This is a genomic window from Novosphingobium oxfordense, assembly GCF_044029435.1.
GTDB lineage: Bacteria > Pseudomonadota > Alphaproteobacteria > Sphingomonadales > Sphingomonadaceae > Novosphingobium.
In genome coordinates this window covers 558,168-584,177 of sequence record NZ_CP147005.1, presented here as the reverse complement: position 1 = coordinate 584,177, position 26,010 = coordinate 558,168, and the positions used below count along the sequence as shown (strand labels likewise).

At 65.3% G+C, this 26,010-nt stretch carries 20 protein-coding genes; 9 read left to right on the top strand and 11 right to left on the bottom strand.

From position 1 onward, the window contains the following. Positions 1-246: 246 nt before the first annotated feature. A complete protein-coding gene (locus tag WBP07_RS02595; protein WP_395395705.1) occupies positions 247-1,116 on the top strand; it encodes an alpha/beta hydrolase in 870 nt (289 codons plus the stop codon). Between the two features lie 16 nt (positions 1,117-1,132). Here the strand turns inward: WBP07_RS02595 and WBP07_RS02590 are convergent, their stop codons facing one another. Further along, complete coding sequence (locus WBP07_RS02590) at positions 1,133-2,257, bottom strand: ATP phosphoribosyltransferase regulatory subunit (protein ID WP_395394093.1); 1,125 nt, start codon at positions 2,255-2,257, stop codon at positions 1,133-1,135. A gap of 264 nt (positions 2,258-2,521) precedes the next feature. Between WBP07_RS02590 and WBP07_RS02585 the strand changes: the two genes are divergently transcribed. Then, positions 2,522-3,259 (top strand): EF-hand domain-containing protein, encoded by a 738-nt coding sequence (locus tag WBP07_RS02585; RefSeq protein ID WP_395394092.1) that lies wholly within the window; start codon positions 2,522-2,524, stop codon positions 3,257-3,259. A 46-nt stretch (positions 3,260-3,305) separates the two neighbouring features. Here WBP07_RS02585 and WBP07_RS02580 read toward each other — a convergent pair whose 3' ends face one another. The 3 genes from WBP07_RS02580 to WBP07_RS02570 form a co-directional block, all read right to left on the bottom strand. Next, complete coding sequence (locus WBP07_RS02580; RefSeq protein ID WP_395394091.1) at positions 3,306-4,130, bottom strand: hypothetical protein; 825 nt, start codon at positions 4,128-4,130, stop codon at positions 3,306-3,308. A gap of 136 nt (positions 4,131-4,266) precedes the next feature. Beyond that, a complete protein-coding gene (gene serA / locus WBP07_RS02575) occupies positions 4,267-5,853 on the bottom strand; it encodes a phosphoglycerate dehydrogenase (RefSeq protein WP_395394090.1) in 1,587 nt (528 codons plus the stop codon). A 138-nt stretch (positions 5,854-5,991) separates the two neighbouring features. Beyond that, the gene (locus tag WBP07_RS02570) at positions 5,992-7,125 is read right to left on the bottom strand and encodes a phosphoserine transaminase (RefSeq protein ID WP_395394089.1); all 1,134 of its coding nucleotides are present in this window, start codon (positions 7,123-7,125) and stop codon (positions 5,992-5,994) included. 255 nt (positions 7,126-7,380) lie between these two features. On the opposite strand from WBP07_RS02570, the gene WBP07_RS02565 reads away from it, so the two are divergent. Beyond that, on the top strand, positions 7,381-8,055 hold the full coding sequence (locus tag WBP07_RS02565; protein WP_395394088.1) for an extensin family protein: 675 nt from the start codon (positions 7,381-7,383) through the stop codon (positions 8,053-8,055). 49 nt (positions 8,056-8,104) lie between these two features. On the opposite strand, the gene WBP07_RS02560 is transcribed toward WBP07_RS02565, so the two are convergent. The 5 genes from WBP07_RS02560 to phhA all read right to left on the bottom strand — a co-directional run bounded on the left by WBP07_RS02560 (position 8,105) and on the right by phhA (position 11,789). After that, entirely contained in the window at positions 8,105-8,353 is a 249-nt protein-coding gene (locus WBP07_RS02560) for a hypothetical protein (protein WP_395394086.1), read from the bottom strand. A gap of 213 nt (positions 8,354-8,566) precedes the next feature. Beyond that, positions 8,567-9,199, bottom strand: coding sequence for a maleylacetoacetate isomerase (maiA, locus tag WBP07_RS02555; protein ID WP_395394085.1), 633 nt, complete (start codon positions 9,197-9,199; stop codon positions 8,567-8,569). Positions 9,200-9,203: 4 nt separating this feature from the next. After that, positions 9,204-9,758, bottom strand: coding sequence for a VOC family protein (locus WBP07_RS02550; protein ID WP_395394084.1), 555 nt, complete (start codon positions 9,756-9,758; stop codon positions 9,204-9,206). Between the two features lie 76 nt (positions 9,759-9,834). Further along, a complete protein-coding gene (hppD, locus tag WBP07_RS02545; protein WP_395394082.1) occupies positions 9,835-10,935 on the bottom strand; it encodes a 4-hydroxyphenylpyruvate dioxygenase in 1,101 nt (366 codons plus the stop codon). Next, positions 10,932-11,789: a phenylalanine 4-monooxygenase gene (gene phhA / locus WBP07_RS02540; protein ID WP_395394080.1), complete on the bottom strand. Its 858-nt coding sequence runs from the start codon at positions 11,787-11,789 to the stop codon at positions 10,932-10,934. The genes hppD and phhA overlap by 4 nt, the downstream gene beginning before the upstream one ends. A gap of 108 nt (positions 11,790-11,897) precedes the next feature. Between phhA and WBP07_RS02535 the strand changes: the two genes are divergently transcribed. Beyond that, positions 11,898-12,359 carry an Lrp/AsnC family transcriptional regulator gene (locus tag WBP07_RS02535; protein WP_395394079.1) on the top strand — a complete coding sequence of 154 codons (462 nt, stop codon included), beginning with the start codon at positions 11,898-11,900 and terminating at the stop codon, positions 12,357-12,359. Between the two features lie 5 nt (positions 12,360-12,364). Next, a complete protein-coding gene (locus WBP07_RS02530; RefSeq protein ID WP_395394077.1) occupies positions 12,365-13,441 on the top strand; it encodes an AbrB family transcriptional regulator in 1,077 nt (358 codons plus the stop codon). A gap of 139 nt (positions 13,442-13,580) precedes the next feature. On the opposite strand, the gene WBP07_RS02525 is transcribed toward WBP07_RS02530, so the two are convergent. Then, entirely contained in the window at positions 13,581-18,320 is a 4,740-nt protein-coding gene (locus WBP07_RS02525) for an NAD-glutamate dehydrogenase domain-containing protein (RefSeq protein ID WP_395394076.1), read from the bottom strand. 302 nt (positions 18,321-18,622) lie between these two features. Next, complete coding sequence (locus WBP07_RS02520; RefSeq protein ID WP_395394075.1) at positions 18,623-19,573, bottom strand: ROK family protein; 951 nt, start codon at positions 19,571-19,573, stop codon at positions 18,623-18,625. A 254-nt stretch (positions 19,574-19,827) separates the two neighbouring features. On the opposite strand from WBP07_RS02520, the gene WBP07_RS02515 reads away from it, so the two are divergent. The 4 genes from WBP07_RS02515 (at position 19,828) to WBP07_RS02500 (ending at position 26,001) form a co-directional block, all read left to right on the top strand. Continuing rightward, positions 19,828-21,105, top strand: coding sequence for an MFS transporter (locus tag WBP07_RS02515; protein ID WP_395395704.1), 1,278 nt, complete (start codon positions 19,828-19,830; stop codon positions 21,103-21,105). Between the two features lie 80 nt (positions 21,106-21,185). Continuing rightward, positions 21,186-22,259: a LacI family DNA-binding transcriptional regulator gene (locus WBP07_RS02510; protein ID WP_395394074.1), complete on the top strand. Its 1,074-nt coding sequence runs from the start codon at positions 21,186-21,188 to the stop codon at positions 22,257-22,259. A gap of 206 nt (positions 22,260-22,465) precedes the next feature. Then, positions 22,466-24,187 carry an Hsp70 family protein gene (locus tag WBP07_RS02505; RefSeq protein ID WP_395394073.1) on the top strand — a complete coding sequence of 574 codons (1,722 nt, stop codon included), beginning with the start codon at positions 22,466-22,468 and terminating at the stop codon, positions 24,185-24,187. Next, positions 24,184-26,001 carry a hypothetical protein gene (locus WBP07_RS02500; protein ID WP_395394071.1) on the top strand — a complete coding sequence of 606 codons (1,818 nt, stop codon included), beginning with the start codon at positions 24,184-24,186 and terminating at the stop codon, positions 25,999-26,001. The genes WBP07_RS02505 and WBP07_RS02500 overlap by 4 nt, the downstream gene beginning before the upstream one ends. Positions 26,002-26,010 lie beyond the last annotated feature (9 nt).

Sequence of the window (26,010 nt, the reverse complement as noted above, 5' to 3'; positions counted from 1 at the left end):
AAGGTGGATCCAATAACGCCCTTCGACAGGACTCGGCGATATGGATTTTTAGTGGGGCAATGGCGCCCCGGCTTTTCGTGGGCGCCCTAAGAGCAAGGCGGGCCGCTAGTCAAGCCCGCACCTCTCGCCCAGTGCCGTCGCACATCGGTGTGACGTGCCGATTACCAGTCGATACACTTGATTGCTTGCACCCCGCCGCTGCGATGGGAAACCATGGATGCAAGACCATGGGATTTTGCGACTATGATGAAACGCCGGATACCTGCCCTTGCACTAATCGGTGCGTTGCTGCTGACGACGGCGACTGCCGTACCGGCGCAGGACCAGAAGCAGGAACGGGCGACGAGCTTCAGCTATGGTGCCGATTCCCTGCAAACGCTGGATTTCTGGCCGGCCGCCCACAAGGGTCCTGCCCCGCTGATCCTCTTCGTCCACGGCGGCGGATGGAAGCGCGGGGACAAGGACAACGCCACCGGCCCTTACAAGGTCACTCACTACACCGGCGAGGGATATGCCTTTGCCAGCGTCAACTATCGCCTCGTGCCCGACGCAACGGTGGAGCAGCAGGCGCAGGATATTGCCGATGCGCTGGCCAAGTTGCTCAAGCAGGCGAAGGCGCTGAACATCACGCCCGGCAAGGTCGTGCTGATGGGGCACAGCGCCGGGGCGCAACTTGTCGCGCTGGTCGGCACCGATCCGCGATACTTGCGCAAGGCCGGGCTTTCCTATGCCGATATTGCCGGGGTGATCCCTATCGACGGTGCCGCTTACGATGTCTCGGCGCAGATGGCGGACGGCCCGCGAATCATGCAGCAAACTTATGCGCAGGCCTTCGGCACCGATCCGGCCCGGCAGCGCGCGCTTTCTCCGACCATGCAGGCCGCAGCCCCCAATGCACCGGCTTTCCTGCTGCTCCATGTCCAGCGGCCGGATGGCGTGCGACAGGCCGAAGCGCTGGAGGCCGCCTTGCGCAACGCCGGCACCCAAGTCGAACGCAAGGGCTTCCCCGGAGAGGGCCTGCGCGGGCACATGGAAATCAACCGGCGCCTGGGCGATCCGGACTATCCGGCAACCGCCGCCGTCGATGCGTGGTTGGCGCGCGTGTTCGGGAAATAGCCCGAAAGGCCGGGCGTCAGAGCGCCACGGCCTCTCCGCCCTGCAACACGTGCGAGCAGCCGAGCGACACCGGATCGTCGCTTTCCGCAAGCGCCGCCACCGTCACCCAGCCCACCGCACGTTGGCGGGCAGCCAGTGCCACGTCGTGGCCGACAGGCAGGAACAGGCGCTGCGGCGCCTCGGCCTTGCCTGCCAGCAGGTCCACCAGCGGATCGGGATAGAGCGAGAAGCCGGTCGCCGATTCCGGATGATGGCCCGTCTGGCCGAGAATGCGGTAGGTGCCGCCGCGCCCCAGGCCACCGGCGATGCCTTCGGCATAGATCATGAAGCCAAACCACGACTGGTATTCGAAGCCGTGCCGCTCCGACGGATCCAGCGTGAGCCGCGCCTTGCCGGCCACACGCGCGGCAATTTCCCGCAGGCCGGAAATGCGGCTGGCAAGCGCGCCAGAAGCATCGAATTCCGCAAGTCGCTCGATCGCGCTCTCAAACGGGCCCACGGCATAGAGCAGCGGCAGGTAGGCCTCGCCGCCCACGTCCACCAGTCCACCCGCGTCCTTGGCGTCCAGCATCTGGCGCACGGCCTCGATATTCGCGACGGGCAGCGGCAGAGCCTCAGCCGAAAGCGTATCGACCAGATCGGGCATGGTGAAATCGACCGAAATGCCGGTGGCACCGGCGGCGGTCAGCGTCTCGATCGCCAGCTCGACGATCTCGGCCGCGGCGGCGACCGAATCGGTGCCGATCAGCTCGGCACCGAGTTGAAGCCGCTCACGGCGCGGATCGAGGCCGTCGCCCTTGATCGTGCAGACCTGCCCCGAATAGGACAGGCGCAGCGGACGCGGCGCTTCGGCCAGCCCGGTGGCGGCGATGCGCGCCACTTGCGCGGTCATGTCCGAACGCAGCGCCAGCATCCGCATGGAAGCGGGATCGACGAAGCGGAACATGCGCCGCACTTGCACGCCCGCCATGCGGTGCGCCAGCGCCTTCTCGAATTCGATCAGCGGCGTCTCCACGCGCTCATAGCCGTGGCTCGCCAGCACATCATGCGCGGCACGGCGCACGGTTTGCGAGGCCCAGGCCTGCTGCTGAAGACGGTCGCCCAGTCCTTCGGGCAAGAGATCGCGGTCGTTGTCCTGCATAGCGAGGGCGCCCTTAGCCCGGCGGGCACCGAATGTCGAATGCCCGGTGCGATTGTCGCACCGAAACGAATAGCTGCGACAATTTGCGTGAAATTTCCTGTCAACATTGGCCGTCCATCCGGCTATTCCACCGCCATCGTCTGGCGGGACGAACATTCGAATTCACAGCCCCCATCCATTGCGTGGGCTGGTCCGTCAGGCGTGGGTCGCGATCGAGCGGCCCGCCGGCGCCCAGCCTTTTTCCGCGAACAACGGTAGAGGTCGATGCGCAAGATTTCCCTGATACTGCTTCCACTGCTGCTCTTGCAGACGCCCGCCCACGCCCAGATGGGCGGCGATATGGGGGGCATGGGTGGAATGGGCGACATGGGTGGCGGCGGTGGCGGCGGCCCTGGCGGCGGTCATGGCGGCCCTCCCCCCGGCGGCGGCGATGGCGGCGGACGCCCGCGCGAGCCCAAGCCGATCTCCCGCGCGCATTACGACAAGGTCGTCACCGCGATGTTCCGGGAGGCCGATACGGACCGCAACGGCATCGTCACGCTGGACGAGTTCCACGCCTATATCGACGCGCGCCGCGACACTGCGATCAAGGCGCGCTTCGCCAAGGTCGATGCCAATGGCGACGGCAATATCTCCATGGCGGAATTCAGTGCCTGGCAAAAGCAGATGGGCTCCGCCGCCTCTGATGAACGTAGCGCTTTCGGCGACAGCGGCGATCAGATCGCGGATGCCATCACGCCCCGTTTCGGCAAGGACGACGACGACCGGATGTTGGCGGCCATAATCGAGCCGATCTCCGGCACGGTGATCGCCAAGGCTAACACCAACTATGATGCCGGCGTCTCGCTGGAGGAACTGCTCGCCTACGAAGGCGCGAAGTTCGACGCGGCGGATACGGACAAGGACGGCTACCTCTCCACGCAGGAACTGCGTCCGAAGGGACGTGGCGGCCCGGGTGGAATGGGTCCGCGTGGCGGGCCGCCGCCGATGGGCGCGCGGTAACGGCATGGGGGCGGCGAGCCCCCTTCCCTGAGAACAGAAGCCGGGATTAGGGAGCCACAGCTGGTCGCGAGGGAGTCGTTGCAGTTCCGATATTCAGGTATCCGGAATACGTGCTGCCAGCTCCCGGCAAGCGAACGATCCCCCGACTTCTCTGGACCAGGGCAGGCAAGGGTTTACTCGGCCCGCAGACATTCTGACGTGTGCGATCCAAAACACAGCTCCACTGGGCGCCACCATTGCCTTCCGCGCTCAGCGATACCGTGCGATCCTTAGGCAAGAAACTCGCCATGCGCGGTTGTGGCGGCAAATCGCGTACTGGCTCCTGCAGCGGCTCCGAGAGCCGCGCATGCAAATTTCCAACCAGAACCAGCACCAGATCGCTGGACGAAGGCGATGATTTGCGGACGTTATCGGCCATCGCCTGTTCAAAGGCCGGTCCCGGGAGCATGGCGAATGGCTGGACGGGTACAACGCCGCGAATGAGGCCTTTCGCTTTCATCTGACGCAGGCGCCCCAAAAGAAGAACCATCGCTTCACTGGATCTGCCATCCTTCAACGAACCGTGCCAGAATGGACGCTGAAGCAACTGCCTCATCGCATCATCATCATCATTCGCGGACGCGAGAAATGCGTTGATGGCTTCTGCATCATTCGCGGGAAGTTCGAGCGCAATGACCGGCGCTCGCCCCACGTGGGCCGCCAAGCAGGCAAGATCGGCGAAGATCGCAGGCGTTTCGCTGGTGCCGTGATGCTCGCCTACGACCACCCACTCAACCGACTTGTCGGAGAGAATTTCGGTCGCGCCGGGAATGGCCGCACAGGGCGGTGCAGCACCCACTATCGCAGCGGCCAACAGGAAAGCAGCGGGCATAGAATCTCCGGACTCGGCACCGAATGGAAGCGGAACATGATTCCGGGAACGGTCGCACAACATCCAGTTAAATAAAGAAAAGGGGCCGGCACCCGAAGATGCCGGCCCCTTCCGTTGGGAGCTTTAATCCGTCAGATCAGACGAACTTGAGCGCCTTTACCGTCTTCACGCCCGGAAGCGCGGTGGCCGCCTTCAGGACGTCCTCCGGCACGGCGCTGTCGACCGAGAGCAGCAGCACCGCCTCGCCACCGGCATCGCGGCGGCCGAGGTTGAAGGTGCCGATGTTGATCGCATTCTCACCCAGCAGGGTGCCGATGCGGCCGATGAAGCCCGGGGCGTCCTCGTTGACGATGTACATCATGTCGCCAGCCAGTTCGGCCTCGACCTTGATGCCGAACAGTTCGACCAGACGCGGTTCGACGTTGTTGAACAGCGTGCCGGCCACCGAGCGCTCGCCCGCTTCGGTCTTCACCGAGACGCGGACCAGCGTGTGGTAGTCGCCCTCGCGCTCGGTCTTCACTTCGCGCACTTCAAGGCCGCGTTCCTTGGCAAGGAACGGCGCGTTGACCATGTTCACGGTGTCCGACTGGACGCGCATGAAACCGGCCAGCACGGCAGCGGTGATCGGCTTCTGGTTCAGTTCGGCAGCGGCGCCCTCAACGTGGATCGAGATCCGGGGAACCGAATCGCGGGTCAGCTGGCCAACCATCGAACCCAGCATTTCAGCCAGCTTCATGTAGGGCTTCAGCTTCGGCGCTTCCTCAGCCGAGAGCGACGGCATGTTCAGCGCGTTGGTGACGCCGCCGTTGACCAGGAAGTCAGCCAGCTGCTCGGCAACCTGAAGCGCCACGTTGACCTGCGCTTCGGTGGTCGATGCGCCGAGGTGCGGGGTGCAGATGAAGTTCGGCGTGCCGAACAGCGGCGAGTCCTTGGCGGGCTCGGTCTGGAACACGTCGAGCGCGGCACCGGCGACGTGGCCGTTGTCGAGCATGGTCTTCAGGGCCGCTTCGTCGATCAGGCCGCCGCGGGCGCAGTTGACGATGCGCACGCCCTTCTTGGTCTTGGCCAGGTTCTCGGCCGAGAGGATGTTGCGGGTCTGGTCGGTCAGCGGCGTGTGCAGCGTGATGAAGTCCGCCCGTTCAAGCAGAGTGTCGAGATCGACCTTTTCCACGCCCATTTCCACGGCGCGCTCAGGCGTCAGGAACGGATCGAAGGCGGCGACCTTCATCTTCAGGCCAAGCGCGCGGCTGGCGACGATCGAACCGATGTTGCCCGCGCCGATCAGGCCGAGCGTCTTGCCGGTGACTTCAACGCCCATGAAGCCGTTCTTCGGCCACAGGCCCTGCTGGGTCTGCGCGTTGGCTTCCGGGATCTGGCGGGCCAGAGCGAAGATCATGGCGATGGCGTGTTCGGCGGTGGTGATCGAGTTGCCGAACGGCGTGTTCATCACCACGACGCCCTGGGCCGAAGCGGCCGGGATATCGACGTTGTCGACGCCGATACCGGCGCGGCCGATCACCTTCAGGTTCTTCGCAGCGGCGAGGATTTCCTTGGTGACCTTGGTCGACGAACGGATGGCGAGGCCATCATAGTCGCCGATGCGGGCGATCAGCTGCTCGGGCGTTTCGCCGGTGATGACGTCTACGTCGCAGCCGCGGATCTCGAAGATACGGGCGGCATTGGGGTCCATCTTGTCCGAAATGAGGACGCGGGGCTTGGTCATGGTCTTGTTCCCTTATCGTCATCCCCGCATCTTGCGGGGGTCCGCTCGTCGAACGCAGCTCTGGCGTCGGGCGGAAGGAAGGAAAGCGGGGCCCCCGCCTGCGCGGGGGCGACGCCATTTACGGTATTACAGTCTGGCTCAGCCGGCCTTGACGGTCGCGTAGGCCCAGTCGAGCCACGGTCCCAGCGCCTCGACGTCGGCAGTGTCGACGGTCGCGCCGCACCAGATGCGCAGGCCCGGAGGGGCATCGCGGTATCCGGCGACGTCGTAGGCTGCGCCTTCCTTTTCGAGCAGGCCGGCGAACTTCTTGATGAAGTCGGCATCGGCGCCTTCGACGGAGAGGCAGACCGAGGTCTTGGAGCGGGTGCCGCTGTCGATCGCGAGGTGCGAAAGCCAGTCACGCTCGGCAACGATCTTGTCCAGCGCGTGGGCATTGGCGTTCGAACGGGCCTTCAGCCCTTCGAGACCGCCCAGACCCTTGGCCCATTCCAGAGCGAAGATCGCGTCCTCGACGGCGAGCATCGAGGGGGTGTTGATGGTTTCGCCCTTGAACACGCCCTCTGCCAGCTTGCCCTTCGAAACAAGGCGGAACACCTTGGGAAGCGGCCAGCTGGGGGTGTAGTTTTCAAGGCGTTCGACCGCGCGGGGGCCGAGGATCAGGACGCCGTGGCCGCCTTCGCCGCCCAGAACCTTCTGCCAGGAGAAGGTGGCAACGTCGATCTTGGACCAGTCGATGTCATAGGCGAAGACCGCCGAGGTGGCGTCTGCGAAGGACAGGCCCTCGCGGTCGGCCGGGATCCAGTTGGCGTCCGGAACGCGCACGCCCGAAGTGGTGCCGTTCCAGGTGAAAAGCACGTCGTCGGACCAGTCGATCTTGTCGAGGTCGGGCAGCTGGCCGTAATCGGCGCGGAACACCGTGGGTTCCAGCTTCAGCTGCTTGACGGCGTCGGTAACCCAGCCCTCACCGAAGCTTTCCCAGGCCAGCGCGGTAACGCCGCGGGCGCCGAGCATGGTCCACATGGCCATCTCGAAGGCGCCGGTGTCGGAGCCTGGGACGATACCGATGCGATGCGTGTCGGGCAGCTGCAGAACTTCGCGCATCAGATCGATGCAGTACGCAAGGCGCGTCTTGCCGATCTTGGCGCGGTGCGAGCGGCCGAGTGCTTCGGTATTCAGTTTTTCGGGGGCATATCCGGGCGGCTTGGCGCAAGGACCGGAAGAGAAGTGCGGACGCGCAGGTTTGCGCGCGGGAACGCTAATAATATCAGTCATTTCTGACTCTCCTTACAGAGAGCACGCGCGGCGTTGGGACCGCGTGGCCCGGAGCCGCGTCTAAAGAGGTCAGGAAATTTGTCAAACGATTCTCCGGCCGCTTGCGCCAGATCGTTACGCCGCAGCGATCTTCCACGAATTTCCGCCATCGCCGGAGGGCAATCGCCAGTGGAAAACTCGACTCGCCCGATTCCAGAGGCACATGCCGCGAAGCTAATCTGAGGTTCACGAAAGGATCGGATGCTAGGCGGGACCATGAAAGCCCTCCCCCGACTGATAGTTACGCTGCCCCTGATCGCGGCGCTTGGCGCCTGCGTGGGCGGTGAGCGCGAGAAGCCGCAGCGGCGTCCAACGCAAACCTCAGGCCCCGTTACGCCACCGGTCTCGCCCGAGACGCGGCAATGCATGGCCACGCTGGGCGCGCAGCATGCGGTGTTCTCCCCCGTGGCAGACAGGTATTACGGCAGCGGCTGCTCTACCGTGGGCACGGTGAAGCTCTCGGCACTCAACACCGATAGCACGACGGTGAGCGTCACCAACCTCGGCCCCGTGACTTGCACCACCGCAACGCCGTTCGCGGCATGGGCGCGTTTCGGTGTGGACCGCGCGGCGCAGCAGATCCTGGGCAGCCGGATCATCAGCATCGAGACTTACGGCAGCTACAACTGTCGCAATGTCGCCGGAACCGCGCGGCGTTCGGGCCATGCCACTGCCAATGCCATCGACGTGTCCGGCTTCGTGCTGGCCGATGGCCGCCGCATTACCGTTCTGGAAGACTGGAACGGTGGCACCCCTGCCGAACGCCGCTTTCTGCGCGTGGTCCACGACAGCGCCTGCAAGCGCTTCGGCACCACGCTCGGGCCGGACTACAATTCCGCCCACGCCAACCACTTCCATCTGGAAGGCGATGGCGCGAAGTTTTGCCGTTAGAACTGCGATACGCCAGAGATGTCAGGTATCCGGGGCGGGCTATTTGGCATCAAGCCTCGGACTCAACGAAATCTGCCACCAACTTGTAGTAACTGGCTGCTTCAGGTGTCTGTGGGTGAGACGCCAGGAATTGTTCAATCCTGCTTTCGAATAGAGCCGCATCCACTGCGTTGCCGCTGATGCGGCATCCCAGAAGGCAATTCACATAGCTGACGAGCTCATAATGGCGGTGATTGCGACGGAAGGCCAATGGCGGAAGCACTGCCGGGTCGTTCAATTTCCTGAAAATTTCTTCCATTTCCGACAATTACTCGTTCAAGCTGAGCGAATGTCCGCAAGCGCTGAAGATTGCAGGCGGGCTTGAAGACCGCAACATTAGAAAGCCGGAACGGCAGCCCCTGATTGAAAAACCTACCCCTCGCGATGTGGGACTTGCTTCAAGAAATCGATCCACGGCGCCCATACACTCGGGGTTCAATCCGTTTATAGGCTTCTACTGAAGCTGCCCGCGTTAGCTCTTGGCAGACTGGCTGTCCGGATGCGCGGCCATGAACGCCGGCAGTTCTGAGCAGGCATTGTCGATCCGGACGAGGCCGGGATAGGCCGACAGATCCAACTCGAAACGCCGGGCATTGTAGAATTGCGGCACCAGCACGCATTCGAACAGACCCGGCGCATCGAACAGGAAATCGCCCGCGCCACGCTGGTTCACGCGCGCTTCCAGCCCCTCGAACGTGCGGGCAAGCCAGTGGCGATACCAGGCATCCACCTGGTCCTGCGAGTGGCCGAGATCGTGCTTGAGATACTGCAGCACCGGCAGGTTCAGCGGCGCGTGAAGCTCGGTCGCAATCGCCGTCGCCAGTTCGCGTGAGACGAAACGGTCCTCGGTATCGCGCGGCAGTAGCGGGCGATCCGGGAAGCGCTCGTCGAGCCATTCCAGTATCGCCATCGACTGCGCATACGTGCGCCCATCGTACTCCAGCAGGGGAACACCACCGAAGGGGTTGAGGCGGCGATATTCCCCGGAGCGCTGCTCCGCGCTTAGCAGGTTCACGGAAACCTGCTCGTATTCCAGCCCCTTCAGGTTCAGCGCTATGCGCAGGCGATAGCTGGTGGAGCTGCGCCAGTAGCCGTGGAGGCGCACGGCCTTACGACTCCGCTGCGATCTTCTCGTGCAGCCACGCGGCATGGCGCGGTGCGCGCTTGGTACGCGACCATTCCTCCAGCATATCGTCCGCAACGGCCTTCAACTGCGCCATCTGGCTAGAGGTGCCGAACTGCCATGCCAGTTCAAGACGGTGGCCGTTGGGATCGAAGAAGTAGATCGACTTGAACACGCCGTGGTGGATCGGCCCGATCACCTGAAGCCCGCGCGCCTCGGCCCGTTCCTTGGCGGACAGAAGGCACTCCTCGCTCTCCACCTTGAAGGCGATGTGCTGGACCCAGGCCGGCGTTGCCTCGTCCCGGCCCATGTCGGGCGAATTCGGCAGTTCGAAGAACGCCAGCACATTGCCGCCGCCGCAGTCGAGGAACACGTGCATGTAGGGATCGGGCGCGCCGGTGGAGGGCACCTTGTCCTCGGCAATGGCGAGCATGAAATCCATGCCCATCACATCGCGATAGAACTCGACCGTCTCCTTGGCGTCGCGGCAGCGGTAGGCGACGTGGTGGATTCCGCCCAAAACGGGGGTCTTGTCAGTCATCGTCAGTCTCCCGGGAATTGCGGGCGAGCCTGCATGGGCCCGCCCGTCTCTCCCAATTTCGTTTGCACGGCGCCGTTTATTCGGCGGGTTCTTCCACCTTCAGCACGCCGCGACGGATCTGGTCACGCTCCATGCTTTCGAACAGCGCCTTGAAGTTTCCGTTCCCGAAACCGTCATCACCCTTGCGCTGGATGAATTCGAAGAACACCGGCCCGACGCGCGCTTCGGCGAAGATCTGGAGCAGCAGGCGGGGCTGCCCCCCATCCGTCGTGCCATCGAGCAGGATGCCGCGCATCTTCAGTTCGTCCGCCGGCTCGCCATGGCCCGGAAGACGCTCGTCCAGCATCTCGTAATAGGTTTCCGGCGGCGCAGTCATGAACGGCACGCCCAGCGCCTTGAGCTTGTCCCACGCACCGACGAGATCGTCGCAGATCAGCGCGATGTGCTGGATGCCCTCGCCATTGAAGGCGCGCAGGAATTCGTCGATCTGGCCCTTCCCGCCCTCAGCCTCTTCGTTGAGCGGAATGCGGATCTTGCCGTCCGGCGCGGTGAGCGCCTTGGAGGTGAGGCCGGTATATTCGCCCTTGATGTCGAAATAGCGGATCTCGCGGAAGTTGAAGAGCTTCTCGTAGTAATCCGCCCAATAGGCCATGCGGCCGCCGTAGACGTTGTGGGTCAGGTGATCGATCAGGTCGAAGCCCGCACCGACCGGGTGACGGTCCACACCGGGCAGATAGTCGAAGTCGATGTCGTAGATCGACAGCGCGCCGTCTCCGTTCCGCTCATAGCGGTCGATCAGGTAGATGATCGAATTGCCGATGCCGCGAATGCCGGGAAGGTGTAGTTCCATCGGGCCGGTCGCCACCTGCACCGGCTCGGCCGAGCGGGCCAGCAGTTCGGCATAGGCCGCGCGGGCGTCACGTACACGGAAGCCCATGCCGCAGGCGGAGGGGCCATGCTCACGGCTGAAGAACCACGCCGGGCTGTGCGGCTCGTAATTGGTGATGAAGTTGATGCCACCCTGGCGCCAGAGTTCCACGTCCTTCGAACGATGGCGCGCGATCTTCGTGAAGCCCATCGCTTCGAACACGGGCTCCAGCACGCCCTTTTCCGGCGCGGAGAATTCGACGAATTCGAACCCGTCGAGTCCGATGGGATTGTCGAAGATATCGGTCATGGTGTCAGTTCTCCGAAGGGGGCTTCGCCGGCAAGCAGTGCTCCGGCTGGGATCGGCGTCTCAGCGCGCCAGTTTTCGTAGACCGGGCCGAAATCGAGCCCGACAAGATCCTCGATCAGCTGTTGCAGGCTTTCGAGGACGAAATAGGTCTTCTGGAAGGAATCGATCATGTAGCCGGTGCGCATCACGCGGACCGCGTCGAACGACAGGCGCAGCACATCGCGGTCTTCCAGCGAGTAGCGCGTCTCTCCGGAGGACGAGATGATGCCGGCACCGAACACGCGCAGGCCGCCATTTTCGCGCACCAAGCCGAATTCGATGGTGTACCAGTAGATCCGCGCCAGCATCGGCAGCGCATCCATCGCCATCGCCCGTTCCCCGGCCTTGCCGTAGAGTTCGAGAAAGTCCGCGATCGTGGGATCCAGCAGCATCGGCACATGACCGAAGAAGTCGTGAAAGATGTCCGGCTCGACCAGATAGTCCAGCTCATGTTCCTCGCGCAGCCAGCGCGTCACCGGGAAGCGGCGATGGGCGAGGTGATCGAAGAACACCGCGTCGGGAATGAAACCGGGCACGCCCACCAGCGTCCACCCAGTCGCCGGCTGAAGAATGGCGTTGGCATCCTCGAACCGGGGAATGCCGTCGGCGCAGTCCAGACGGGCAAGCCCCTCACGGAACGCCGCGCAGGCATGCGTTTCGACCAGGGCCGATTGCCGCGCGTAGAGGCGGCGCCAGCGGTCATGCATTTCGGGGGTATAGGCATGCCAGTGCTGACCGACGGTGTAGTCGTCAGCCGCGCCTTCGTACTCTCCCCGAAGGCCGCTTGTGGATGTTTCGGTGCACGGCGTCTTCATGTGAAAGGAGAATAGCACAGCCCCCACGTCAGTTCCGTGCGATTGCGCCCGCCAATCAGAGTGCTATTGGTGGATTCCACCAAGACAGAACCTTTGGAAAGGCGATTCATGCAGCTTGACCTGTTCGACCGCAGGATCATCGCCGCGCTTCAGGAAGATGCGCGCATGCCGGTGGCGCAAGTCGCCGAAAAGGCCGCGCTGTCCGCCACGCCGGTTAGCCGCCGCATCAAGCGGCTGGAGGACGAAGGCGTGATCCGGGGCTATGCGGCGGTGTTGGACCCGCGCAAGCTGGGCTTCGAACTGGAAGCCTACGTGCTGATCAACCTCAACGCCCATGTGGACGAGATCATTCGGCGTTTCGAAGAGGCAATCCGCGAGCATCCCTACGTCATCGCCTGCAATGCGGTGACGGGGGACATGGACTATCTTGTCCATGTCGTCGCCCGGAACGTCGATCATCTGTCACAAATCACGCTCAAGACATTGCTGCGCATTCCCGGCGTGCGCGATGTAAAGTCGATCATCGTGCTGGAAGCCGTGAAGGAAGCGCGCGCGCTTCCGCTGGAGTGATGCCCTTGCCGAAGCTCGCCAAAAGCCCCGCCCTGCCCCGCTGGCTATCGCTGATCGCGATTTCGGTGATCTTTGCCGGTGCGCTGGAATGGGCCGGGCTACCGGCGGGCCAGTTGCTAGGGCCGATGCTGGCGGCAATCATTTTCGCTACGAGAGGTTCGGCGCTGGGCACCCCTCCTGTGATGTTCGCCGCATCGCAATCGCTGATCGGCTGCCTGATCGCCTCTTCGTTCGGGCCGGACCTGCTGCCCCGGTTCGTGGCCGAATGGCCCATTTTCGTCTTCGTTTCGGTCGCCACGCTGTTCGTCGCCTATGGCGCCGGGTTTCTGCTAGCGCGCCTGAAAGTACTGCCCGGTGCCGTGGCCGTCTGGGGCTCCGCGCCGGGGCTAGCGACAGCGATGGTCATCATGGCGCGCGACTATGGCGAGGATCATCGTTTGGTCGCCTTCATGACCTATCTGCGCGTGCTGATGGTGGCCGTGGGCGCATCGGCGCTGGCCATGCTTCTGGGCTCCGGCAGTGGCGCACATCCGATACGGCCGGGCATGGACTGGCTTACGCCGGTCGATCCCTGGGGCCTTGCGACGACCCTGATGGTCGCGGCAACCGGGGCGGTGGGCGGAAGACTGGTACGCCTGCCCGCGCCCAACATTCTGGGACCGATGATCGTGGGCTGCATCCTGCAGGCGACCGGCCTCGTCCACAATTTCGAGTTTCCGCGCCTGATGATGGCGATTGCCTACATGATCGTCGGCTGGGGCATCGGCATGCGCTTCACGCGGGAAACGGTGGAGCGTGCGCGCCGCGCCCTGCCCGCCGTAGTCGCCTCGATCGCGGCGATGATGACGGCCTGCTTTCTGCTAGCCCTGCTGCTGACACGCATCGCGCATGTGAGCCTCGCCACCGCCTATCTGGCGACAAGCCCCGGCGGCATGGACTCGATCGCGATCATTGCCGCCAATTCGCCGGTGGACATGGGTTTCGTGATGACGATGCAGACGATGCGGATGCTCGCCATCCTGCTGCTGGGCCCGACGATTGCGCGAACTGTGGCCCGACGAGTGGCGCCCCCCGCGGGTTAAGCTGCCCGTCTCTCCATTCGTCATTGCGAGCGTAGCGAAGCAATCCAGGGCCGTCTTGAGCCGCTCTGGATTGCTTCGCTACGCTCGCAATGACGGAGAAATGGTGGGGAGGGAGCCCGTAGGCCCCCTCCCTCATTCGTTACCTGCCCAACAAGTTCCGCGCTTGGCTGGCGATCTGTGCCAGCATGGCCGGGCTCAGCGGCACGGTCTTTTCCGCGCGCTGCACCATGTTGCGGAAGGTACGGATCGCGGCGGTGTGCGTACGGCCCCATTCCTCGGCAGCGGCGGCGGGATCGGCCTTGCCGGTCTCGGTCCGCGCCAGGGTCTTGAGGAAGTCCAGGCGCATCTGCTGGAAATCGCGCGCAAGGCCCGCGACCAGCAGGCGTTCCCACGGGTCCGACGGGTTCATCGTCGCCGCATTGGCCTGCGCCCAGTCGAGGCCCAGTCCCGCTCCGATGCGCGAGAAGGCACCCACCAGACGGCGGGCATCGATCCCGGTTTCAGCGGCGAGTTCGGCGATGCCAACGGCACCGTCGAGGTCGTAGAGCCCCGCAACCGCCACCGCTTCGGCTTCCGGAGCGCCAAGCTCCAGCAGCCCGTCCCGCAGCTTCTGCGAGTGCTGAGCAACGCGTTCGCCCAGCAGTTCCTCGGTATCGACCGAAAGCGCGGCCACCTGCTTGCCGATGCGGGCAATCAGTTCGGTCGGCGCGATGCGGCCAGCACCTGCGCGCAGCAGGTCCGCCATATGGCTGCGCACCGCAACCGCCACCTTGGCGAACAGCGCAAGGCGCGCATTCTCGCTCATCGGCGCGGTTTCAAGACGTGCCCACAGCGTATCGAGGTCGAACAGTTGCACCGCCAGCGCAAAGGCTGCGGCGACTTGCGCCAGTTCCGCGCCCTCTTCCTCGGCCAGTTCGAACGGGTGGACGATGCCCAGCCGGTTGACGATGCGGTTGGCCAGCTTGGTGGCGATGATCTCACCAGCCAGGCGGTGGCCTTCGATGAAGGGTGCGAAACGCTCCTGCATCGGCTTGGGGAACGAGGCGAGCAGCAGCGCCTCAAGGCTCTGGTCGGCGGCAAGGTCGCTCTTCTCGATCGCGTCCTGCAGCACCAGTTTGCCGCTGGAGAGCAGCACCGCCAGTTCGGGCCGGGTCAGCCCGCGACCGTCCTGCGCCCGGCGGGCCAGCACTTCATTATCGGCAAGGCCCTCGGTACGACGGTCGAGATTGCCGCCTTCCTCCAGCGTTTCGATCAGGCGAACCTGCGCCGGCATGGCAGAGGCACCGCCACGTTCGGCGATGGAAAGCGCCAGAGCCTGAAGGCGGTTGTCCTCCAGCACCAGATGCGCGACCTCGTCGGTCATCTGCGCCAGCAGTTCGACACGCTGCGGCTCGGTCAGTGCCCCAGCCCGCTTGGCGGCAGCGAGGGCGATCTTGATGTTCACCTCGTTGTCCGAGCAGTCGACGCCGGCCGAATTGTCGATGAAGTCGGCATTGATGCGCCCGCCGCGCGCGGCGAATTCGATGCGGCCGGCCTGGGTGACGCCCAGGTTGGCACCCTCGCCGATCACCCGCGCACCAACCTCGTTGGCGCTGACGCGCAGTGTATCGTTGGCGGGATCGCCGACGACCGCGTTGTTCTCGCTTGATGCCTTCACATAGGTGCCGATGCCGCCGAACCACAGCAGGTCCACCTTGGCCCAGAGGATCGCCGAAATCAGCGAATCCGGATCGAGTTCGGTGGCCGAAATGCCCAGTGCCTCACGCACTTGCTCGGTCAGCGGGATCGACTTCGACTTGCGCGAGAATACGCCGCCGCCTTGCGAGATCAGCGACTTGTCATAGTCGTCCCAGCTCGAATGCGACAGCTCGAACAGGCGCTTGCGCTCTGCCCAGCTGGCGGCCGGATCGGGATTGGGGTCAAGGAAGATGTGGCGGTGATCAAATGCCGCAACGATCTTGAGCGTCTTCGACAGCAGCATGCCGTTGCCGAACACATCGCCCGACATGTCACCGCAGCCGACGACGCGCACCGGATCGACCTGCACGTCCACGCCCTGCTCCAGGAAGTGGCGCTGGACCGAAAGCCACGCACCCTTGGCAGTGATGCCCATGGCCTTGTGGTCGTATCCGTTCGAACCGCCGCTGGCGAAAGCATCGTCCAGCCAGAAGTCGTGCGATTCGGCGATGCCATTGGCCACGTCGGAGAACTTGGCCGTACCCTTGTCCGCCGCGACGACGAAGTAGGGGTCCTCGCCGTCAAGAATCACCACGCCCTCCGGATGGGTGACGGTGGTATCCTCAATATTGTCAGTGATCGACAGCAGCGTGGAGATGAAGATCTCGTAGCTGGCCTGCCCTTCGGCGGCCCAGCCGGCGCGGTCCAGCGCGGCATCGGGAAGCTGCTTGGGATAGAAGCCGCCCTTGGCGCCGGTCGGCACGATCACCGCGTTCTTCACGCGCTGCGCCTTCATCAGGCCCAGGATTTCGGTGCGATAGTCGTCGCGACGGTCGGACCAGCGAAGGCCACCGCGCGCCACCGGTCCGGCGCGCAAGTGGATACCTTCCACGCGGCGCGAATAGACGAAGATCTCACGCCACGGCAGCGGCTTCGGCAGGCCCGGAACCAGTGCGGAATCGAGCTTGAAGGCCAGCGCCAGCTGACCCGCCGGGACAAAGGCATTGGTACGCAGCATCGCGCCGACAAGGTCGCGATAGGCGCGCAGCAGACGGTCGTCGTTGATCGCGTTGACGCCCGCCAACCCTTCGCGGATCGCATCCTGCGCAGCCGCTTTCGCCTGGTTGCGATCGCCGGTGAAGGCCGGATCGTGAATCGCACGGAACAGGTCGATCAGGCCCAGCGACACGCGCGGCGCGCCCTGAAGCGCATCGACGACAGTGGCGATGCCGTAATTGCTGCCGGCCTGCCGCAAGTAGCGATACCAGGCGCGCAGCCAGTTCGCCTCTCGCTTGGAGAGGCCCAGTCCGGGGACGAGGCGGTTGAACGGATCGTCTTCGCCCAGGCCATTAAGCACGCCGCCCAGCGCATCCTCGATCATCGACGAAAGCTTCAGCACCTCCGCCGCGTCAAGCCCCGCGGGCAGTGCCAGGGTGAAATCGTGGATCGTGCCGATGCGGCCCTTTTCCAGCGGCGTCGGCATTTCGGAGAGTACGCGGAAGCCGAAATTCTCCAGCGCCGGCACCGCGTCGGACAGGGCCAGACTGCCTTCCGCCTGATAGATTTTCAGGCGCAGCTGGCCGTCGGCATCGCTGTCATGTGCGTAGAGGCGCACGTCGCGGTGGCCCTGGAAGCGCTCGCCCTCGGCCGCTTCGCCGATCACGATCTTGCGCATGTGGGCGATGTCGATGGCGGCTTCGCCCGGACCGTAGTCGCTGCGATAGGCCATCGGGAAGGCATCGGCGTAGCGCGCGGCGATGGCGGCGGCGCGCGCAGGCTCCACCGACTGGCCGAGCGCGGCCTCCACTGCCTCACCCCAGCCGCGCAGCATCACCTGCAGGCGATTGTCGAGCGCGACTTCGTCCAGCGCCTGCGCACCATCGCGAATGTCCAGCGTGTAGCGCATCATGACGAGGTTGCCCGCCTCGACCGTCAGGGCCCAATCGAGCGTCGGCGCCTGCGCGGCATCCTCGATCAGCGACTGGATACGCTTGCGCATCTGCGTCGAAAGCGTGTCGCGCGTGATCCACACGAAGGCGAACAGGTGGCGCGAGAGCGGCGAGCTGGTGACGATCAGGCGCGGGCGCGGCCGGTCGACCAGGCTGCTCATGGTGGTTGCCAGACGTTCCACGTCGGCTTCGGCAAGGCCAAGAACGAGGTCGTGTGGCAGGCTGGTCAGTGCATGAGCCAGCGCCTTGCCGGTGTGGCCGGTGGGGTCTAGGCCCAGCTTGGCGCCCATGCCTGCCAGCAGCGTGCGCAGGCGCGGCACGCGGTCGGGCGTCGCGGCCAGGGCCGCGCTCGTCCAGATGCCGGCGTGGACCGAAAGCGCGGCAACCTTGCCGTCCTCCAGCACCGGTACCAAAAACAGGTCCATCGGCACGCGGCGGTGGACGGTGGCCATGCGGTTGGCCTTGATGACCATCGGCGCGCGAATATCGTTGGCGGCAAGCTGTGCGTCGAACGCAGCGAACGCGCGCTGGTAGCTGGCTTCGGAGAGCAGATCGCGCTCACCCCGGCGGCAGACGCCCAGCAGGTCGGCATGGCTGCCATCGCGGCGACGGGTGACATGGCCCAGCTGGGTGAGCATGCCGCCGGCGAACCAGCGCAGCAGCTCGGCGCCTTCCACATCGCTGACTTGCGCGGAATCGGCAGTCATCGCCGCCACCATCTGCGGCCAGTCGACCACTGCGGCGCGCACGTCCTTCAGCGTTTCGTCAAGCCGGCGATGCAGTTCGCCACGCTGCCGGGCATCGACGCGCTCGGTCTCGATATAGATCATCGATTCGCGCATCGCGCCTTCGGTGCCGACATCCGGCAGCGCGATCAGGCTGCCTTCGTCATCGCGCTCTACCGAGACAACGGGGTGGGCAAGGCGATCGATCACCAGTCCTGCCTCGGCAATCGCCGATGAGACCGAATCGACCAGGAACGGCATGTCGTCGTTGATCAGCGCAATGCGCAAGTAGCGGCGCTCGTCGCTGGTCGATGCCATCTCGATCACTGCGGTACCTGCCTTGCGGCGGGCGGCAGCGGCAAGCAACACGCCGGCTGCGCCTTCGACCCAGGTCAGATCGCCTTCCGCCGCTTCGCCGGGCAGCAGCGAATCCTGGATACGCGAGACGATCGCCGCTTGAAGCGCCGCTCCATCCGGCCCTTCATCCGACCGGGCTTGTGCTGCGACCTTCACTTCGTCTGCGCTCATGACATACTCCCGCAATCCAAAAGGCTTGCGGCGCTTGCGCCCGATGAGGCGCGCAGCGCCTGCCTCGTCAATATAGGACCGGTCGTGAATTCAGGCATCCACCTTCCTCCGGAAATTCACGCGGAGATAAGTGCAGCCTTTTCAACGATACCTGGGGCATCGTCCGCCCCCGAGCGACCGGCTCGAGCCCGTGGACGTAACAAAGCGTTGTAACGAGGTTTCTTGGTCACGCAACAATCGATTAACGGCGCGAAATTGCATAATTTACACCCCGACAAATAGCCGGGCCTGCGCCGCTTGCATCAGCGCAGATCGGCACCCACGATCAGCGCGCCCATCGGCCCTGCATCGTCCCCGAGCGCGGCCGGCACGCAGATGCGCGCCAGCGCCGCCGGCGTGCAATCGCGCAAGTAGCCGCCCAGCAGGCCGGGCAGGCGGTCCAGCGCGGCAGGCAGCAGATGGGGCTGGCGATTGGATACGCCGCCGCCCACCACGATCCGCTGTGCAGAAAACGCCAGCAGCAGCATGGCCAGCAGTTCCGCCAGATCCAGCGCGACCGGATGCCATGCCGGATCGCTCGCCTCCACGGTGGCGGGATGCCGGCCGAAACGCGCGGCCAGCGCGGGGCCGCTCAATAGGCCTTCGATACAGTCGCCATGGAACGGACAGGCTCCGGCGAACGCGTCGCCGGCGGCGCGGCGCAGCCGCACGTGCCCCACTTCGGGGTGCATCAGACCGTGCACCGGCACTCCGTTGGCCAGCAGGCCGACCCCGACGCCCGTGCCGATGGTGATATAGGCCGTGTTCGCGCAGCCCTGTGCCGCACCGTAGCGATGCTCGGCCAATGCCGCCGCGTTCACATCGGTGTCGAGGCCCAGTGGCAGGCCCAGCGCCGCCTCCAGAACCCCGGCGACATCGGCCCCGGCCCAGCCCTGTTTAGGCGTATCCAGCATGACCCCGAAATCGGCCGCCGCGCGATCGACGCGGATCGGGCCGAAGCTGCCCACGCCCACGGCTTCGAGAGTGCGGCCTTGCTGCCAGCCCCGCACCGTCGCGATGGCGCGGTTCAGCGTTTCGTCGGGCGTGGTGGTGGGAAACTCCTCACGCGCCTCGATCGCGCCGGGGGTTCCCAGCACGACCACGGTCTTGGTGCCGCCCAGTTCGATACCCGCAATGCCATTCATCCCTGCGTCCTGCCACTCGCGCCCGCAAGCCGCAAGCACGCGCAGGGCCTGCGCCGGCAAAATGCGCAAAGCCCCCTAGGGCATCGGCAGGATCGAAATGACGGTTTGCCGCCATCATCGCACAAGCACCCCGTGCCGCATCGCCCTGCCATTTCGCGGAGAACCTAAACGCCTCCCCCGAAAACTGATCGACCCTTCGCGCAATCGATTTCTCGGCAACCGATTGCCGGAACAGTCTGTTGATGCAAGTCGCCAACCTGACGGGAACGCCCTACGTGACGGAAACGGCCCCCGCGACAGCCGCGAAACCCCGGCTCTCGCTGATGCGCATTCTGGAGATGAACCTGGGCTTCTTCGGCCTGCAATTCAGCTTCGGGTTGCAGCAGGCCAACATGGGGCCGATCTACGGATATCTGGGCGCGAACGAGGCGGCGATGCCGCTGCTCTGGCTGGCCGGGCCGGTGACCGGCCTGCTGATCCAACCCTTGGTCGGCGCCTTGAGCGACCGAACCCGCACGCGCCTGGGGCGGCGCAGCCCGTGGATCCTGGCCGGCGCGCTGATCTGTTCCGCCTGTCTTCTGGCCATGCCGCGCAGTTCGGCGCTGTGGATGGCGGCAGGACTGCTCTGGGTGCTGGACGCCGCCAACAACGTCACCATGGAACCCTACCGCGCCTATGTGGCGGACCGGCTTGCCCGCGACCAGCATGCACCCGGCTTCCTGACCCAAAGCGCCTTTACCGGGCTGGCGCAGACATTGTCCTACCTTGCGCCCTCGCTGCTGGCCGCATTCATCGACCGCGATCTGCTGGACGCCAACGGCATTCCGGCCATCGTGCGTGTGGCCTTCGTTGCAGGCGCGATCCTGTCGCTGTCCACGGTGGTCTGGTCGGTAATCCGCGTGCCCGAACTGCCACTGGTGGAGCGCCAGCCGATGCCGCGCCTGTCGCCATCGGCCGTGCTGCGCGAGATTGGACGCGCCGTCGCGGAAATGCCCCGGCCGGTGCGCCGGCTGGCGCCCGCGATGCTGTTCCAGTGGTATGCGATGTTCGTCTATTGGCAATATATCGCATTCGCCCTTGCCCGCTCGCTCCACGGCACCACGGACCCGCATTCGCCGGGCTTTCGCGCCGCCGTGCTGACCGCGCAGCAACTGGGTGCATTCTACAACCTCGTCGCCTTCTTCGCCGCGATGCTGCTGGTGCCCGCCATCGCGCGTTTTGGAGCGCGGCCGATCCATGCCCTGTGCCTTGCCGCGGCCGGGATCGGTATGCTCGCGATCCCGCAGATCGCCTCCCCTTGGACGCTTGCCTTGCCGATGGTGGGAATCGGGTTGGGCTGGGCCAGCATGATGGGCACCCCCTACCTTATCCTGGCCGGTTCGATGCCGCCCGAACGCACCGGAATCTACATGGGACTTTTCAATATTTTAATAGTGGCTCCCATGCTGCTGGAGACCCTGACAATGCCCCTTGCCTATACCCCTTTGCTGGGTGGCGATCCACGCCGCGCAGTGGCTCTGGCCGGGCTTCTCCTGCTGGCTGGGGCCCTGGCCACGCTATATGCAAAAGACCCCTCCGGACGGGCCGGAAAGAGGGGGTAATGGCAGTCTTTCGCTTCCCGAGAAGGCGCTTCCGCCGGGCAATCCATGCTGGTAAGCCCGGCACGACGAATGGGGGGGCCATGGTCGGGAAACGCGAACACGAAACACATCCGCCGCAAGCCGGCCCGGCACCCGCCGGGAAGGCGGCGGGAGAGGTCCGAACGCTGGCGGATATCGCACGCCTGGCGGGGGTTTCCACCGGCACCGTGTCGCGCGCGCTGGCCGGCAAATCGCTGGTCAATGTGGAAACGCGCGAACGCATCCGCGCGATCGCCCGCCAGTACGGTTTTCGCCCCAACCAGATGGCCAGCCGCCTGCGCTCGCGACGGACGGGCGTGATCGGCGTGGTGATCCCGCTTGGCCACGAAAAGCGCCAGCACATTTCCGATCCGTTCTTCCTCACCCTGCTGGGCCATCTTGCGGACGAGCTGACCGAGAGCGGCTACGACCTCATGCTCAGCCGCGCCATCCCGGACGGGACGAGCGACTGGCTGGAGCGTATCACCGGCTCCGGCATGGTCGACGGCGTGATCGTGGTCGGCCAGTCCGACCAGTTCGATGTGATCGAGCGGGTGGCCGCCTCCTACCGGCCCATGGTGGTCTGGGGCCATAGCCGCCCGGGCCAGACGCATTGCGTCGTCGGCACCGATAACGAGGCGGGCGGCAGGATCGCCGCGCGCCACCTGATCGATACCGGCGCACGCCGGCTGGTGTTCCTGGGCGACACATCGGGGATAGAGATCGCCATGCGCTTTCGCGGCGCGGCGGAAGAAGCGCAGGCCGCGCGCATTCCCCTCTCCCACCTCTCCGCGGGATTGGCCGGTGGGGACATGGAACCGGGGATCCGCAGCGTGCTTTCGGAAATGGATATGGGGATAGACGGCATCGTTGCCGCCACCGACCTTATCGCCATGTCCGCCCTGCGCACCCTGCACGAAATCGGCCGAGGCGTGCCGGATCAGGTGCAGATCATCGGTTTCGACGATCTGCCGCTGGCCGCGCAGACGATGCCGCCGCTCACCACCATCCGGCAGGAAATCGCTGCCGGTGCCAAGGCCATGGTCGAACGCCTGCGTGCCCGGATAGAGGGTGAAGGCGCCAACAGCCTGGTCATGGCACCGCAACTGGTCCGCCGGGCCAGCACACGCACCTGATCACTGCCGGCGGGTCCCGCTGAGAGCATGCCTTCCAGAATTTGACCGAAGATCCGTGCAAGGGGCACTTCGCCCTTTCGATCCCCCCTGCTTGCCGCTAAGCACGGGCACCAGGGGCCGGTCGCGACTTGGCAAGGTTGGCCGTTGTTCGACAAACAAATTCAGGGAAGGACCGGTGTGACTCGGGACCTTGGCGGCGAGGCGCAATGCTGATCGGCATCGATCTCGGGACGACCAACAGTGCAGTGGCGATCTGGCGGGACGGCGCGGCCGAACTCGTCCCCAATGCGCTGGGCGAATTGCTTACCCCCTCCGCCGTCAGCATAGCGCGCGATGGGCAAGTCTGGATCGGCCGCGCCGCGCTGGACCGGCTGGCCCGCCATCCCGAACAAACCGCCACCAGCTTCAAGCGCCGCATGGGCTCCGCCGCGACCACCAGGCTGGGCGGCCCGGACGGCAAGCCGCGCGACTACAAGGCCGAAGACCTTTCGGCGCTGATCCTTCAGGCGCTGGTCCACGATGTAGAGGCACTGACCGGCGAAAAGCCCAGCGAAGCGGTGATCACCGTTCCCGCCTATTTCAACGACCGCCAACGCAAGGCCACGCGCCGGGCCGGTGAACTGGCGGGCCTGACGGTGCGCCGCCTGATCAACGAACCCACCGCCGCCGCCCTCGCCTTCGGGTTGCAGGACAAGGGCGACCGGGAGGCCTTCCTCGTCTTCGATCTTGGCGGCGGCACTTTCGACGTTTCGGTCGTGGAAATGTTCGAAGGCATCGTCGAAGTGCGTGCCTCGGCCGGAGACAACCGCCTTGGCGGCGACGATTTCGACGATGCACTGGCCGCCCTGATGGCGCCGCGCATCGATCCGGAAGGCGTGCTGGCCGCGCTGCCGGCCGAACGTCGCGAAGCCTTGTTGAAGCGCGCGGCCGAAAGCTGCCGGCGCGCACTTTCCAGCGCGAGCGAGGCTGAGTTCGCCGTAGTCGTCGATGACCGACGCCTCGCTGCCACCGTGACCGAAACCGAGTTCGAAGCAGCGTGCGACACGCTGCTCCGGCGTCTGCGCGAACCGGTCGTCCGGGCGCTGCGCGACTGTGCGATCGATGCCGCCGAACTTTCCGATGTCGTGCTGGTGGGCGGTGCCACGCGGATGCCGGCGGTGCGCCGCGCGATTACCCGGCTGTTCGGGCGGTTCCCCAACTCCTCGGTCCACCCCGACCACGCCGTTGCGCTGGGTGCGGCGATCCAGGCCGGGCTTGCCGGGCGTGACGCCGCGCTGGACGAGATCCGCATCACCGACGTCTGCCCCTTCACGCTGGGCATCGAAGTGGCCGAGCGTGACGGCCATGGAGGCCTGCAACGCGGCCTCTTCTCCCCGATCATCGAGCGCAACACGCCGGTGCCGGTCAGCCGCGTGAACACGTATTCGACGCTGGCGGACAGCCAGAAGAAGCTGGAATTCGGCATCTATCAGGGCGAGGCGCGCGAAGTGCGCGGCAACGTCAAGCTGGGGGACATGTCGGTTCCCGTGCCCCCGCGCCCGGCAGGCGAAATCTCGGTGGAAGTGCGTTTCTCCTACGACAGTTCGGGCCTGCTGGAGATCGACGTCCACGTTCCGGAGAACGGCGCCACCCGCAACCTCGTCATCGTGGACGAGGAAGATCGGCCGGACGCGAAGGATCTGGAAAAGCGCCGCGCCGCGCTGGCCGGCCTGAAGCACCACCCGCGCGAGGAAGCGGGCAACGTTGCGCTGATAGCCCGGGCGGAACGCTGCTACGAAGACCATATCGGCGAACTGCGGCAGATGATCGGCCACTGGATCACCTTGTTCGCCGGCGCGCTGGACACGCAGGATCCGCGCCGGATCGCGGAAGCCCGCGCCATGCTTTCGACCCGGCTGGACGAGATCGAAAGCGTCAGCCCCCTATGAGCAGTCACCCCTGGTCGCTGCTCGGTATCGAGCCCACTTCCAAAGCCGCCACGATCCGCAAGGCCTATGCCGACCGGCTCAAGGCGATGGACGTGGACAACGACGTTTCCGGCTATGCGCAGCTCCGCCAGGCGCGCGACCTTGCGCTGCGCTTGGCCCGCGCGATCGATCAGGGAGCGCAAGAGCCCCTCGGCGATACGCCGGACGCCGCCGCGATACCGGCTTCCGATCCGGACGATGTTGTTCCTGGCGGGACCGAACCCGCAAGCCCGCCCGTGCGCTGGACGTTCGCGGCGCCCTCGCTCCCCGGCGAATGGCAGGATTTCGAAGACCCAGCCGCGCGCCCGCTGGCAACACGCCCCGGAGAGCCCGATGCATCGACCATGCTGGAACGCATGGCCTGGGCTGCCGTGGCCGCGCGTGAGGCGGGTCATGGCGGCGTCAGCGGTGCGGGCATTCCGCTGACCACCATCGATCCCTTCACTGCCCCGCTGCTCTCCGGCAGCCTGATCGGCGACGACGCGCTGGGCCTGCGCCCCGGCGAGACACCCGCCGAACGCCTGACCATCCTGCTCGATCCCGAGCGGGAGAACGCCGGCGAACCGCTGACCGAGGCGGAGACGCGGCAGGCGACACGCGCCTTGCGTTCGATCCTGGACGAAGTGGCCCAATCCCACGTCTCCCGCCAGCAGCAGATCGAGGACTGGCTGGCCGAAATCCTCGCCCGGGGTTGGCCTCGTTCGGCCCCGCTGCTGGAAGACGCCAGCCACGCCTTCGGGTGGGAGCGTGAGTGGGGCGCCCACGATGCCCGGCCCGCCGTGCAGTTCCTGGGCGCACGCCTCAGGGGCTATCGCTTCCAGCAGAACGTGCTTCAGCCGGGCCATCGTTTCCACAAGGCGTGGAACGAACTCGCACGGCCGGGCAAGGCCGGCCCGCTGCGCATGCTGCGGGGGCCGGCGCAAAGCGATGTGGACGCGCTGCTGCGCGGGGTGCGCAAGCATTTCCCCGAACTGGAATCGCATTTCGCCACCGAACGCGTCGCGTCGTGGGAAGGCGGCAATCCGATGCTGACCGGCGCACTGGTGTTGCTGGGCCTGATTGCCCTGGCCATCGTCATCGCGATTGCCGATTCCTCCGCCCCATCACCCTCCGCCACGCCCAATCGGACTTCCCCCATCGAGGTCGCAGCCGAGCAGGATGGCCAAGTCACCCAGCTCGTGCAGGCCGCCGTGACGGAAACCTTTGGCCAGGGCCGCGATCCGGCATGGCTGTGGAAGGTCCAGCCGGAGCTTGCACAGACCATCACGTCCAACATGTTGAACGGGGTACGTGTGGGGACGGACCGCGCCGCGCTGATCGACAAGGCCGTCGCCATCGTGCGGATGCGCAGCTACCTCAACGGCCGCAGGTTTTCGGGCGACGTGTTCGAAACGACGATGCAATTGCGCCTGGACCAATTGCGCGCCGCACGTGAGCAGAGCGCGGCGGCATGCCGGCAGATGGGCGATTCAGGCTGGCTGGAAGGTCTTGCCGTTTCGCCCGACTTGCGCGCGAAGGAACGCGGCTTCGCCGTCCGACTGGCGGAAGAACGGGCCTTGGGTGAACCCGCGAGGGATAGCCAGCACAGCGCGATGGTGCCCGGCGAATTGATCGGGAAGGTCATCAAGGCCACCAAGCTGCGGCAGAATGACGTCGTGACGGTGATGCAGGGCAATGGCAGCAATGCCGATCGCTGCGCCGTCAACATCGCCCTGCTGGAACAGACGCTGGATTGGCAAGGGGCCGATCGCCGCGCCATCCTGATGACGCTCTGATCCGGACAG